Annotated in this window: 7 protein-coding genes and 1 tRNA gene; 3 read left to right on the top strand and 5 right to left on the bottom strand. The window is 56.4% G+C overall.

What is annotated here, in order from left to right:
- The first annotated feature begins 114 nt into the window (after positions 1 to 114).
- Positions 115 to 187 (top strand) — tRNA-Asn (locus tag C5Y44_RS00220).
- Between the two features lie 677 nt (positions 188 to 864).
- Positions 865 to 2,508, top strand: a complete 1,644-nt coding sequence (locus tag C5Y44_RS00215; RefSeq protein WP_105323148.1) for a CTP synthase — start codon at positions 865 to 867, stop codon at positions 2,506 to 2,508.
- Positions 2,509 to 2,672: 164 nt separating this feature from the next.
- Here C5Y44_RS00215 and C5Y44_RS00210 read toward each other — a convergent pair whose 3' ends face one another.
- Genes C5Y44_RS00210 through glnA (C5Y44_RS00200) form a run of 3 tightly spaced genes read right to left on the bottom strand, consistent with a single transcriptional unit; the run spans position 2,673 to position 10,283 of the window.
- A complete protein-coding gene (locus C5Y44_RS00210) occupies positions 2,673 to 4,214 on the bottom strand; it encodes a glutamate synthase subunit beta (protein WP_105323147.1) in 1,542 nt (513 codons plus the stop codon).
- Positions 4,214 to 8,830 (bottom strand): glutamate synthase large subunit, encoded by a 4,617-nt coding sequence (gltB, locus tag C5Y44_RS00205; RefSeq protein WP_105323146.1) that lies wholly within the window; start codon positions 8,828 to 8,830, stop codon positions 4,214 to 4,216. Before gltB ends, C5Y44_RS00210 begins: the two co-directional genes overlap by 1 nt.
- A 16-nt stretch (positions 8,831 to 8,846) precedes the next feature.
- Positions 8,847 to 10,283 carry a type I glutamate--ammonia ligase gene (glnA, locus tag C5Y44_RS00200; protein ID WP_105323145.1) on the bottom strand — a complete coding sequence of 479 codons (1,437 nt, stop codon included), beginning with the start codon at positions 10,281 to 10,283 and terminating at the stop codon, positions 8,847 to 8,849.
- 455 nt (positions 10,284 to 10,738) lie between these two features.
- Here glnA (C5Y44_RS00200) and C5Y44_RS00195 point away from each other — a divergent pair, with 455 nt between their 5' ends.
- On the top strand, positions 10,739 to 10,972 hold the full coding sequence (locus tag C5Y44_RS00195; protein WP_105323144.1) for a hypothetical protein: 234 nt from the start codon (positions 10,739 to 10,741) through the stop codon (positions 10,970 to 10,972).
- Between the two features lie 115 nt (positions 10,973 to 11,087).
- Here C5Y44_RS00195 and glnA (C5Y44_RS00190) read toward each other — a convergent pair whose 3' ends face one another.
- Both glnA (C5Y44_RS00190) and C5Y44_RS00185 read right to left on the bottom strand, forming a co-directional pair.
- Positions 11,088 to 12,530: a type I glutamate--ammonia ligase gene (gene glnA, locus C5Y44_RS00190; RefSeq protein WP_105323143.1), complete on the bottom strand. Its 1,443-nt coding sequence runs from the start codon at positions 12,528 to 12,530 to the stop codon at positions 11,088 to 11,090.
- Between the two features lie 58 nt (positions 12,531 to 12,588).
- Positions 12,589 to 13,746, bottom strand: a complete 1,158-nt coding sequence (locus C5Y44_RS00185) for a tyramine oxidase subunit B (RefSeq protein WP_105323142.1) — start codon at positions 13,744 to 13,746, stop codon at positions 12,589 to 12,591.
- Positions 13,747 to 13,892 lie beyond the last annotated feature (146 nt).

The following is a 13,892-nucleotide window of genomic DNA, read 5'->3' as shown; positions in this document are numbered from 1 at the left end:
TTTAGTTTGTGCCTAATACCGGCGTTGACATGGTGATTTGCCAGCAAACGACGAATAGCTATATAGTTACTAACCGTTGCAGGGAACGAGTTCTTCGCTTCTTATGCTTCATAATCCTCCATAGCTCAGTTGGCAGAGCATTCGACTGTTAATCGAAGGGTCACTGGTTCGAGCCCAGTTGGAGGAGCAAGCAGCACTCCGCTACCAGAAATTTTGGTTGTGGGGTGCTTTTTTATTTTCATCTGGTGGCAGAATGTAGCAGTCGCGGGTAAGTGGGGCTTAAACAGGTTGAGTAAAGAAAAGGTGTGCCTCGCTGTTTCTGTCGAAATTCTGGCTACCTTTTCTAACTTCTGAAGTATTGCCTGGTAGGCAACGGTAGTCTTGAATCTTCGATGAGGTTCGAAGGTTTAGTCAATAGTTTTTCTGGGGGTATTCTCTCCCCAGGGTCAGGTCCGTTATTGAGAAGCCTATCCCAGCGGACCTTACTGAGCCCTACCGACAACATAACCCATTCTCGTGACTCTACCGGCTTTAAAGTGATTCTGTTATTAGATACCGAGGTACCACCGGTAAAGTCGAGCGCGTCGAAATTGCTGAGTTTGCTGAATACATGAAGCTACGTCATAAATTGGTATGCGAGAACACTGATCGTGACGTTGAAATAGTTTCTCTGACCTCAAAATCGTTCCAATTGCTAATGAATTAAGGATAGTTCGGGAATGTTGCTTCTAATACCTTTCATCTTATTGAAATGATTTGACGTAAGTGTTAATCTGAAATCCCGTAGGTCGTTAAGAAAGCGCCTGCGGTTTTTCTGATCGTGGGTGCTTTTGGCGAAGAGACTAGTAGCCAGAAAGGTGCATCATGCCACCTCGTTCCATCCATCAGACCAAGTATATTTTCGTCACCGGAGGCGTTGTGTCCTCCCTCGGGAAGGGATTGACAGCGGCATCGCTAGGCCAGCTGCTGAAGTCCAGGGGGTTGTCGGTGACCATGCAAAAGCTCGACCCGTACCTCAATGTTGACCCAGGGACTATGAATCCTTTTGAACATGGAGAAGTGTTCGTCACCGAAGATGGTGCGGAGACCGACCTAGATTTGGGGCACTATGAGCGCTTCTTGGACCGTAACCTGACCAAGAATGCGAATGTGACAACCGGTAAGGTGTATTCCTCGGTTATCGCCAAAGAGCGGCGCGGGGAGTATTTGGGCAAAACTGTGCAGGTTATTCCGCATATCACGGATGAGATTAAAGACCGTGTGTTGGCGATGGCGCAGCCGGATGCTGACGGTAATGCGCCGGATGTGGTTATCTCAGAAATCGGTGGCACAGTTGGTGATATTGAATCCCAGCCGTTTTTGGAAGCAGCGCGACAGGTACGTCACGCGGTGGGGCGGGAGAACATCTTCTTTATTCACTGCTCACTGGTGCCGTATTTGGGAACCTCAGGTGAGTTGAAGACGAAGCCGACGCAGCATTCGGTGGCGGAGTTGCGCTCCATTGGTATTGTGCCCGATGCGGTTGTGCTGCGATGCGACCGTGAGGTGCCGCAGGGATTAAAGCACAAGATCGCGCTGATGGCGGATGTGGAAGAAGAAGGCGTGGTCTCATGCCCGGATTCACCATCCATCTATGACATTCCAGAGGTTTTGTACAAAGAACATTTGGATACCTTCGTTATTCGCAAGCTGGGTCTTCCGTACCGGGACGTGGACTGGAAGCAGTGGGGTGATTTGCTAGAGCGTGTACGCAATCCACAACGGGAAGTCACCGTGGGCATCGTGGGTAAGTACATTGACCTGCAAGATGCTTACTTATCTGTTGCAGAGGCTATTCGGCATGCGGCGTTTGCGCACCGCGCGAAGGCCAACATCAAGTGGATTACCTCAGATGACTGTGAGAATGATGCAGCAGGCACGTTGCGTGGGCTAGATGCTGTTTTGATTCCTGGTGGTTTTGGTGGTCGCGGCATTGAAGGAAAGATTGCTGCGATTACTCATGCACGTGAGAATAAGCTGCCGCTATTGGGTTTGTGCTTGGGTCTGCAGTGCACGGTGTTGGAAGCAGCGCGTAATGCGGGTATTGAGGGCGCGACCTCTACGGAGTTTGATCCGGAGACGTCCGCGCCGGTGATTGCGACGATGGCAGAACAACAGGCTGCGGTATCGGGTAAGGCGGATTTGGGTGGCACTATGCGCCTTGGTGCGTATCCGGCGACGTTGCGGGAAGGCTCTGTCGTCGCTGGGGCTTATGGCGCGATGGAGGTTTCAGAGCGGCACCGGCATCGGTATGAAGTCAATAATGCGTACCGGGAGCAGATTGCTGAAGGTTCTGGGCTGGTGTTCTCGGGCACCTCACCAGATGGGCAGTTGGTGGAATTCGTGGAGTACCCAAAGGAGATTCACCCATACTTGGTGGCAACGCAGGCGCACCCCGAGTACAAGTCGCGTCCAACCTGCCCGCATCCACTATTTGATGGTTTAGTTGCGGCGGCGCTTGGAGAGTAGTTATCGGGCTCTGTGCCCCTCGAGTTGAGTGATCCGCGGACTGAGTAGTAATCGCGTGGGTGGGCTCTCGGGCGAGATGATCAGATAAAAGGAGCGCGCGGTGATACCGCGCGCTCCTTTTATCGTGTGTTTTTGTTGAGTGAGGGTGACTGGGTTCGGGGTGGTTAGACACTCAGTGGGGCAGAGCGTGGGGTGACTGGGACTGGGAGTGCGGATTCGCCCATGAGGTCGCGGTCGCAGGCAGCGGCCGCGGCGCGGCCCTCGGCGATGGCCCAGACGATAAGGGATTGGCCGCGGCCGTTATCGCCGGCGATGTAGACCGGTGGTTTGAAGCCAGGGAAGAGCGGCTTTGTTTCGGCGCGGTATTCACTGTCGCGCACCATGCGGCCGCGTTGGTCGAAGGAGACTCCGAGTTCGTGGATAAGCCCGCCGCGTTCAGCGCCTTGGAAGCCTAAGGCGATGAGTACTAGGTCGGCGTCGAGTTCGAAGTCGGTGTCTTTCATCGGTTGGCGCCGTCCGTTGACCACTTCCACCTCGTTGCCGCGAAGGGAGGTGACGTGGCCGTTCTCGCCGTGGAAGGAGACGGTGTTGACGGAGTAGGTGCGATTTCCCAAAGTGGTGCCTTTTTCGCGGGTAGCAAGGCCAAGCGCTGCGATTTCATCGGCGGATTCGTCGCCGGTGATGGTGTATTCGCCCTCCTCGTGCGCGGTGGCGGTGCGATACAGCAGTGGGTACATCGGCCACGGGGTAGAGGCAGCGCGGTTCTTCGGGGCGCGAGGGCGGATATCGAATTGGGTGACACTGGCTGCACCTTGACGCAGGGCGGTGCCGAAGCAGTCGGTGCCGGTATCGCCGCCGCCGATAATGACAACTTTCTTGCCTTTGGCGGAAATAGCGGAGTCGGGGTAGTCGCCCTCATTGACGCGGTTTTGCCAGGTCAGATATTCCATCGCGGGGTAGATGCCGTTAAGCTCACGGCCATCCACGGCAAGCTCACGTGTGACGGGCGTGCCGGTGGCTAAGATGACGGCGTCAAAGGCGTTGAGGTCGGCCGCGGTGGGAGAGATGCCGGTGCGGAATTCCGTTCCCTCAGCGCGCATTTGTTCTAGGCGGCGGTCGATCCATTGCTTTTCCATTTTGTATTCAGGCACGCCGTAGCGCATAAGCCCGCCGAGGCGGTCATCGCGTTCATAGACGGTAACAGCGTGACCGGCGCGGGTGAGCTGTTGTGCGGCGGCAAGACCGGCGGGGCCAGAGCCGACGACGGCCACGCGCATCCCGGTATCCAGGCTGGGTTTAATGGGTGTGGTCCAGCCTTCTTCAAAGGCGCGTTCTACGATGGCAAGTTCCACGTCTTTAATGGCTACAGCGTCATCGTTGATGCCCAGTACGCAGGCGCCTTCGCACGGGGCGGGGCACAGGCGGCCGGTAAATTCGGGGAAGTTGTTCGTGGCGTGCAGGCGGTCATAGGCTTCGCGCCAGCGGTTCTGGCGCACCAGGTCGTTCCACTCGGGGATGATATTGCCCAAGGGGCAGCCCTCGTGGCAGAAGGGGACTCCGCAGTCCATGCAGCGGGTAGCTTGCTGTTCAATCTGGCCAGCGGGGGCCTTCTCGTAGACCTCACGGTAATCCATTAAGCGCAGGGGGACCGGACGGTGCGCAAGGGTTGCGCGGTTAAACTTTTGAAATCCGTGTGGATCAGCCATTACTTCACAGCCTCCATAATTGCGTTGTTAATATCGCGGCCTTCGCGCTCAGCTGTGGCCATGATGTTTAAAACCTTGCGGTACGGGGTCGGTACTACCTTCAAGAAATCCTGCGGGGTCGCAGAAATCGTCGATCCGGTATAGGTGATGTGTTTAGCCAGGGTCTCTGCCAGGAAAGCTTCATCAGCTGGTGTGAGTTCTTCCACTGCGTTGGCGACATCTTTGTTGAGACGTGCAAGTACTTCCGGGGCGCGCAGGATAAAGGCGGTGCCGCCGGTAAAGCCGGCGCCGAAGTTCTCTCCAATCTCCCCGGCGATAATCACGGTGCCGCCGGTCATGTACTCGCAGCCATGGTTGCCGATGCCTTCGACGACCGCGGTGGCGCCGGAGTTGCGGACGCAGAAACGCTCGCCCACTGCACCCCGGATATAGAGCTCACCGCTGGTAGCACCGTAAGCGGTGACATTGCCGGCGATGATATCCGGGTTGTGCTTTAACTGTCGTGGGCTCGATTCAGCCGGGCGGACAATGATCCGCCCACCGGAGAGGCCCTTGCCCACAAAGTCATTGGCGTCGCCTTCTAGGTTTAGCGTCAAACCCGTGGGGATGAACGCGCCAAAGGAGTTACCGGCAGAACCTTTCAGGTGCACGTTGATGGTGTCAGCAGGAAGTCCCTTCGCACCGGCAGCGCGGGTGATGCGCGAGCCCACCATGGTGCCCACCGAGCGGTCGCGGTTGGAGACTGCATAGTGCAGATCGACAGTGGGCTTTTTGCCCGCTGCCATCCAGTCGGGGGCGTTGGCAGAGGACTTGGCAGCGGCGGCATCGATAGTCAACTGTGCATCGGCGATGATCTGATTATCTAGTGCCTGGTCCAGGAAGTGGTTCTGCTCCTTAGTTTGGCGCAGATTCTGGTTGCGGAAATATGGTGATTCCACGCGGTGGAAAATCGGCGAGAGATCGAGTTTGTCCGCGCGCTCTGTTGCTCCTGGCGTGCTGCTTGCGGCAGCACGCTGGCGAAGGACGTGGGCTTGGCCGACGGCCTCGTCGATGGAGCGGAAGCCGAGCTGGGCTAAGTATTCGCGGACTTCTTCGGCGATGAAGGTAAAGAAGTTGACCACGTGTTCGGCACGTCCCGTAAACTTCTTGCGCAGGTCTGGGTTTTGGGTGGCAATGCCCACGGGGCAGGTATCGAGGTGGCATACGCGCATCATGATGCAGCCTTCCACCACCAAGGGAGCAGTGGCAAAGCCGAATTCCTCAGCGCCTAAGAGTGCGGCGATGATGACGTCGCGGCCGGTCTTTAACTGGCCATCGCATTGCACGCGGATGCGATCGCGCAGGCCGTTGAGCAGCAGTGTTTGTTGGGTTTCAGCAAGTCCCAGTTCCCAGGGGCCGCCGGCGTGTTTGAGTGAGGTCAAAGGTGATGCGCCGGTGCCGCCGTCGTGGCCGGAGACCAGCACGACATCGGCATGCGCTTTGGAGACACCGGCTGCAACAGCCCCGATTCCTTGTTCAGCAACGAGTTTGACGTGGATGCGGGCATCCGGGTTCGCGCACTTGAGATCGTGGATGAGCTGCGCGAGGTCCTCAATGGAGTAGATGTCATGGTGCGGTGGTGGGGAAATTAGCCCCACACCCGGGGTGGTAATACGCACTTTGGCAATCCACGGATAGACCTTATTGGGTGGCAGCTGGCCGCCCTCACCGGGCTTGGCGCCCTGGGCCATCTTGATTTGAATATCGGTGCAGTTATTAAGGTAGTGGCTGGTCACACCAAAGCGCCCGGAGGCCACCTGCTTGATAGCAGAGCGGCGGGAATCGCCGTTGGGTTCAACCTCAAAGCGCTTGGGGTCCTCACCGCCCTCGCCGGAATTGGACATGCCGTGCAGGCGGTTCATGGCAATAGCCAGGGTTTCATGCGCCTCGGCAGAAATAGAACCGTAGCTCATAGCACCGGTGCTAAAGCGCTTGACGATGTCTGCGACCGGCTCCACCTCATCCACCGCAATCGGCGCGCGGTCCGGGGCAAATTCAAATAAGCCGCGGATGGTCGCGAGACGCTGAGATTGGTCATTGACCGCGCGGGTGTAGTCTTTGAAAATTTCATACTGTCCCGTGCGCGTTGCGTGCTGGAGCTTGAAGATGGTCTCTGGGTTAAACAGGTGGAATTCGCCTTCGCGGCGCCACTTGTATTCCCCGCCTAATTCCAGGTCGCGGTGCGCGTTTTCTTCTGGCCGTGGCAAAAACGCGCTGCGGTGACGGGCCTCGACATCGGCGGCGAGGTCTTCTAAGTCCGCGCCGGAAATAGGGGAGTTGATGCCGCCAAAGTAGTTATCCAGCAGATCCTGGTTGAGACCGGTGACATCGGCAAATTGCGCGCCGCGGTAGGACGATACAGCAGCGATACCCATCTTGGACATCACTTTGAGCACGCCCGTGGTCGCCGCGGTGACGTAATTAGAACACGCCTCATCTAGGCTGAGCTCGCCGAGCTGACCAGCCAGGCGTAGTTCATCGATAGTCTCAAATGCCATATATGGATTAATCGCATCGGCGCCGAAGGAAATCAGCATGGCCAGGTGGTGGACTTCGCGGGCATCGCCGGATTCAATAATCAGCGAAGCCCGAGTACGCGTGCGCTCAGCCACCATGTGTTGGTGTACAGCGGAAGTCAGCAGCAGGGAAGGAATCGGTGCAAAGCGCTCATCGGAATCGCGGTCTGAGAGCACAATGAGACTCTTGCCTTCGGCGATGGCCTCATCGACCTCGCGCAAAACCTTATCGATGGCCTCGCGCAAACCCTTGCCGTGGTGCGCCACAGGATAGAGTCCATGAATCTTCGCACAACCAAAAGGCTCGGCTTCACCGTTGTCGTTGGCGTGGACCAAGGTGGTGAATTCATGGTTATCAATTACCGGGCCATCCAAGTGAATACGGCGTGCGGCCTGCGCATCCGGGTTGAGCACATCCGATTGCGCGCCCAGCAGGGTGAACATGGAGGTAATATTCTTTTCCCGAATCGAATCCAGCGGCGGATTGGTTACCTGCGCAAAGCGCTGGGAGAAGAAATCAAAAAGCATGCGCGGACGCGAAGAGAGCGCGGCAATCGGAGTATCCGATCCCATGGAGCCCAGTCCCTCCGCAGCGGTCAGCGCCATGGGTTTGATGATTAGTTCCACGTCTTCTTCGGTGATGCCAAAGACGCGCTGGCGCAAGACCACGCGGTCATGCGGCATGTACTCATAGCGAGTTTGCGGCAGCTTTTCCACCGGCACGAAGTTCTCACGGATCCACTCCCCGTAGGGCTCGGCGGTGGCAAGCGCGTGCTTGATTTCGGCATCATCAATAATGCGCCCGGCATGAGTATCCACCAAGAACATCCGGCCCGGCTGCACGCGGGTGCGTTTGACCACATGCTTTGGGTCAATATCTAACACGCCGGCTTCCGATGCCATGACCACCAGGCCATCATCCGTAATCCAAATGCGTCCCGGGCGCAGGCCATTGCGGTCCAAAGTCGCGCCCACCAGGGTGCCATCGGTAAATGCAATCGCCGCCGGGCCATCCCACGGTTCCATCAAACAAGAATGGTATTCGTAAAAGTCACGCAGTTGCTTATCGATGTTTTCCGCATGCTCCCACGCCTGCGGCACCATCATCATCATTGCATGGGGCAGCGTGCGGCCACTTAAGTGGAGAAGCTCTAGGGCTTCATCGAAAAGCGCTGTGTCAGAACCTGAAGGCGCACAGATCGGCAATACCCGATCGAGTGAACCAAGCTCCTTAGAGCGCATGAGCGCCTCGCGCGCCCGCATCCAATTCTCATTGCCCTTGACCGTGTTGATCTCACCGTTGTGCGCGACCATACGAAACGGGTGCGCTAGTGGCCACGACGGGAAAGTGTTAGTGGAAAAGCGCGAGTGCACCAGCACAATAGCTGACTCCATACGCGGATCGCGCAGGTCTTGGTAGAACCCGGCCAACTGCGGGGTGGTGAGCATGCCTTTGTAGACGATGGTGCGTGCCGACAGCGACGGGAAGTAGATAGTATCTTCACCGTTTTTAGTACCCAGCTCACGCGCACACCGCTTGCGGATGAAAAACATGACCCGGTCCAGCGCGATTCCTTGGAGCAATTGGCCGTCGCGCTCGGAGGTGATGAAAATCTGCTCAAAGTGCGGCATGGCCTCATAAGCCATGGTGCCCAGCTCCGAGGGATCTGTCGGCACCGTGCGCCACCCTAAGACCTTCGCACCTTCTTCGTGAGCGATGGCTTCAATCTCGCGCTTGGCATCCAACATCGCCATGCGCCCGCGCGGCAAGAAGGCAATGCCTGTGGCATAAGCCTGCGCGCCGGGCAATGTGATGCCTTCTTCGGCCGCTACCGCCTGGCAAAAAGCGTGCGGGATCTGCATGAGGATGCCGGCGCCATCGCCCGTATTAGCCTCTGCACCTGCCGCGCCGCGGTGCTCTAGATTGACCAGAGCCTGGATGCCTTTGTCCACGATGTCGCGGGTAGCGCGTCCATGCATATCCGCGATGAATGCGACACCACAGGAATCCTTTTCAAATTCCGGGTTGTAGAGCCCTTGCGGGCCTGGAATAAAGGTCATGGGGTTAACCTCCTCCTTAGCAATCGAAGTAGAGTTCAAATTCCTGCGGGGTTGGGCGCAGACGTACCGGCGCGATCTCGTTATCGTGCTTGTACTGGATGAAGGTGTTGATGAGGTCTTCGGTAAACACATCGCCCTCGGTGAGGAAGTCGTGGTCCGCCTCCAGTGCCTTCAGCGCTGACTCCAGTGAGGTCGGTGCCTGTGGAATCGATGCCTGCTCTGCCGGTGGCAGCTCATACAGATCCTTATCGACCGGCGCATGCGGCTCGATGCGGTTTTTGATTCCGTCCAAGCCCGCCATCATCATCGCGGCGAATCCGAAGTAGGGGTTACCTGATGGATCCGGTGCGCGGAATTCGATGCGCTTTGCCTTCGGATTCGAGCCCGTAATCGGAATACGAATCGCCGCCGAGCGGTTGCGCTGCGAGTACACCAAGTTAATCGGCGCCTCAAAGCCTGGGACCAGGCGGTGGTAGGAGTTCAGCGTCGGGTTCGTAAACGCGAGTACCGATGGCGCGTGGTGCAAGATGCCGCCGATGTAATAGCGCGCGATATCAGACAGGCCGCCGTAGCCGGCCTCGTCATAGAACAGCGGGGAGCCGTCTTTCCACAGCGACTGGTGCGCGTGCATGCCCGATCCGTTATCGCCTGCCAGCGGCTTTGGCATGAACGTCGCCGTCTTGCCATTTTTCACCGCGGTGTTCTTGACGATGTACTTGAAAGACTGAATATCATCCGCCGCATGCAACAACGTATTGAAGCGGTAGTTGATCTCCTGCTGGCCGCCGCTGCCGACTTCGTGGTGGTAGCGCTCAATCGCAAAACCTGCATCCTGCAAGTTAGTGACCATCTCATCGCGGACATCCACTGTCTGGTCATAGGGTGCGGTGGGGAAGTAGCCACCCTTCACGCGCACCTTCGATCCTAGGTTCGGCGTGCCATCCAGGTTCGTCGCCTTGCCGCGGTTCCACCAGCCCTCATTTGAGTCCACCTCGTAGAAACCCGTATTGGTCTCAGTGGCATAGCGCACCGAATCAAACAGGTAGAACTCTGCCTCCGCGCCGAAGTTACAGGTATCTGCAATACCGGTAGATGCCAAGTACTCTTCCGCCTTGCGCGCCACATTGCGCGGATCACGCGCATACGGCTCCAAAGTCAGCGGATCATGCACGAAGAACTTCATGTTCAGCGTCTTTTCAATACGGAACGGATCCAACGTGGCCGTCGCCGGATCTGGCAGCAGCGTCATATCTGACTCATCGATAGACGTGAAACCGCGCACTGAGGATCCATCGAAAGCCAAACCCTGCTCAGCAGCATCCTCATCGAATTCCTCTGCCGGGATGGTGAAGTGGTGTTCCGTGCCAGGCACGTCAGTAAAGCGCACATCCAAGAAACGGATGCCCTCTTCCTTGATGTACTCGACTACGTCGGAAACAGTTGCGAAGGCCATGGGATGCTCCTCTATTTATCAATCGGTTAGGCACAGCGTCCTGCCCCGGGAACAACTGCCCGAAGCGGAATACCTATAAGCTAACAGATAACTTTCTATATACCTATAGGCTAATAGGTAGAAATGTGCCCGCGCACGTCATTGCGGTTATTTCCGAATTTTCCGGACATTAGTTCGCGTGATTCTCGCCGTGGCCCTGACGTGCAAAAACTGCCTATAGGGTTATAGGTATTAGGGCGCCCGAAGGCCTCCATTGAACCCATTTGTTGTGTTTGTCACAGCTGTATTTTTCCGGCGATGGGGCTATCTTCTTGGCCATAAACACTTCCACATGCGAAAGCAGGTGCTGATTGACCCGTGATACGATGGCGGCCGAAATCCCTGGTGTTCGATAGCTGCGACACGGTTGGCACTGACTCTGGGGCAGCCAAGCACGCGGGAGGATACCGGTTCGAATGCCAGAAGTAGATACTGTCAAGAAAGAGCACCGAGCTACAGCACCCATGGTGGTTACCGCAATTATCGTGGTGGGGATGTTCCTCTTGTTGCTGCTGTACTTGGGGCTGAGCCGCTATTACAACGCGCAGGAGGTTGAGTCTCTTGTGGAGGGGGCGAATTCTAACGGCCAGAGCTATTCCGTGGTGATTCACAACGGCCTGACCGGAAGCTATTCGTTCAGTTTGAACTAACAGGCGGTGTCGCGAAATAGGACGATGCGCCCGCAAAACCCGAGAACTCGTACTGGACCAATTTAGCGGTCAGTACGAGTTCTTAGTGCACGATTAGTCTCGGGAGAAAAGCAAACTAGACGTTGTAGTACAGCTCGAATTCCTTCGGTGACGGTCCCTGGCGTAATGGTTGGATTTCGCGGTCGAACTTCAGGCGCGCGTAGGCCTCGAGGAAGTCTTCGCTCATGACGTTGCCGGCGGTAAGGAAGTCGTGGTCATTTTCGAGCGCCTCGAGCGATGCTTCCAGCGAGTGCGGTACACGCGGGATACCTTTGAGCTCTTCTGCTTCAAGTTCGTAGAGGTCCTTGTCCACTGGCTCGCCAGGCTCGATGCGGTTTAAGATGCCGTCGATGCCTGCCATCAACTGCGCGGTAAATGCCAAGTACGGGTTGGCGGATGGATCCGGTGCGCGGAATTCGATGCGCTTGGCCGCTGGGTTATCTCCGGTCAGTGGGATGCGGATGGCCGCGGAGCGGTTGGACTGGGAGTAAGCGAGGTTCACTGGGGCCTCGAAACCCGAGTAGAGACGACGGTAGGAATTGACCGTAGGGTTGGTCAAAGCTAGCACCGCCGGTGCGTGTTTGAGTAGGCCGCCGATGTAGTAGCGGGCGACATCGGAAAGCCCGGCGTAACCGGTCTCGTCATAAAACAGTGGCTTGCCGTCTTTCCATAGCGACTGGTGGGCGTGCATACCGGAGCCGCCATCGCCAGCCAATGGCTTGGGCATAAAGGTTGCGGTCTGCCCGTGAGCCTCAGCGGTGTTGCGAACGATGTACTTGAACGCCTGCATATCGTCGCCGGCATGCAGCAAGTCAGAGTACTTGTAGTTGACCTCCTGGATACCACCGGTGGCTACTTCGTGGTGGAAGCGTTCAATCTCAAAACCGATTTTCTCCAAGTTGTACACGATGTCATCGCGCACCGGAATGGTCTTGTCATAAGGAGCGACAGGGAAATAACCATCATTAATACGAATCTGGTTGCCGCGGTTCGGGCTGCCATCCATCATGGTTTCCTCGCCCGAACGCCACCATCCCTCATCAGAATCTACGTGGTGGAAAGAATGGTTGACGCCGGAGGAATAGCGCACCGAATCGAAGACATAGAACTCCGCCTCGGCGCCGATGGAACAGGTATCCGCGATGCCGGTTTCTTTCAGATATTCCTCGGCCTTTTGCGCAATGGAGCGCGGGTCGCGACTGTAGGAGGTTTGGGAGAGTGGATCGCGAACAAAGAACTGCATGTTCAAAGTCTTGTGATCACGGAAAGGATCGACATACGCAGTTTCTGGATCCGGGACCAAAATCATGTCCGATTTATCCACCGTGGCGAATCCAGGGATGGAGGAGCCATCGAAAGCAAAGCCTTCGCTGGCAGTTTCTTCCGAGAGAAGGCGGGCAGGCACAGTCAACGCGTGCTCAGCGCCGAAAATATCGCTGAAGCGGATATCTAAGTAGCGCACCTCCTCAGCCTGAATAAAGTCGATTACGTCTTGAACTGAGGAAGCTTTAAAGCTCACTGTGAAAACACGCCTTCGTGTATCTGATTGGTTGTTGGTACGGACTAGATATGGCTAGTTATGACAGAGCTGGGATATCCCACAAGTTCAAGGGAGTGCCCAGCTTCTTTTCCAGTGCCTGGTGGTAGACATCTGTTGCCCATGCTACGTCTTCTACAGGCATGCCACCGATGGAATAGAAGAAAATTTCTTCATCATTGTTACGGGCAGGGGCATCGCTGTTAGCAATCGCGCCGATATTGGCGATGTCTGATTCCTTTAAGGTTCCTTCTTGCACCATGTCCCACCAGCGGTTTCCAGGGATGCCCAGCAGGCGCTCGTAGGTAACATCGGGTCCGTTCTCGTTGAACCACTCGGCGTAAAGGCCTTTGTAGTCCATAACCAGGCGGGCACCGCCGGCGGTGATGAAGTCATCATCGAAACGCGCTGCTGCGGGCGCTAAGACCAGCGCGCCGGGCTTAAGCCATTCCTTCTTGAAGTAAGGGAAACCCTGCGGTCCATCCGGGGAGGTGGACGTACCAGCGATAAGAATATCGGAGTTCTCAATCGCTTCTTGCTCGGTTTCGACGACGGAGAATTCGATGTCAGGGTGCTTCTCGCGCAGGTAGTCCGCAGTGCGGCTTGTCGATGCAGGCGTACGGCCCTTAATCTTCACGCGCTTAATCGATGGACGCTGCGTGATTGACGATGCCAAGATAGTACGCGACATTACGCCTGGGCCGATGATGCCGACTTCTTCGGCGTTTTCTACTGCTAGGTGCTTGACGCCTACGGCAGGTACTGCGCCGGTGCGGTAAGCAGAGAGCAAGTTAGCTGACATGATGGCCTTCGGTGCGCCCGTGACCGTGTCGTTGAGGACGAACACGTGAATCGAACGAGGCAGATCATTCTTGCGGTTTTCGGCATTCGAGCCGTACCACTTCACGCCTGTGTTGTTGAAGCGCCCGCCGATATACGCCGGCATCGCCATGAAACGACGGTCCGGGCCATTCGCTGGCATGCCCTCGTGTTCCGGCTCGTCGGGGAAGTTAATTTGTGCGCCGTGCGAGTTCGCAGATGCCCCTGCCATCCGGTAGTCACCTTTATCAAGGAGGATGAGCGTTTCTTCCATGGTTTCCACGCACTTGGCGGTATCGGTTACGCCGGCGTCGATCATGTCCTGCTCGGACAACCAGATCAGATTAATTTGAGTATCAGCGTGCTCACTTGCGGTCATAGTCTCACTTCCGTCTGTCAGGCACATTCGGCGAGCAAAAACCTCATACTCTGCAACTTTGTTTTGCAAAGACCCGCCGATGTGCGATTGCGTATCTAGGGCCTACGTAGTGCAGCCTATAGAACAACCGAAAAGAATGTTTCGAA

The sequence above is a fragment of the Corynebacterium sp. J010B-136 genome, assembly GCF_002967075.1.
In the GTDB taxonomy this organism is placed as follows: domain Bacteria; phylum Actinomycetota; class Actinomycetes; order Mycobacteriales; family Mycobacteriaceae; genus Corynebacterium.
This window is presented reverse-complemented; position numbering and strand designations above follow the sequence as displayed.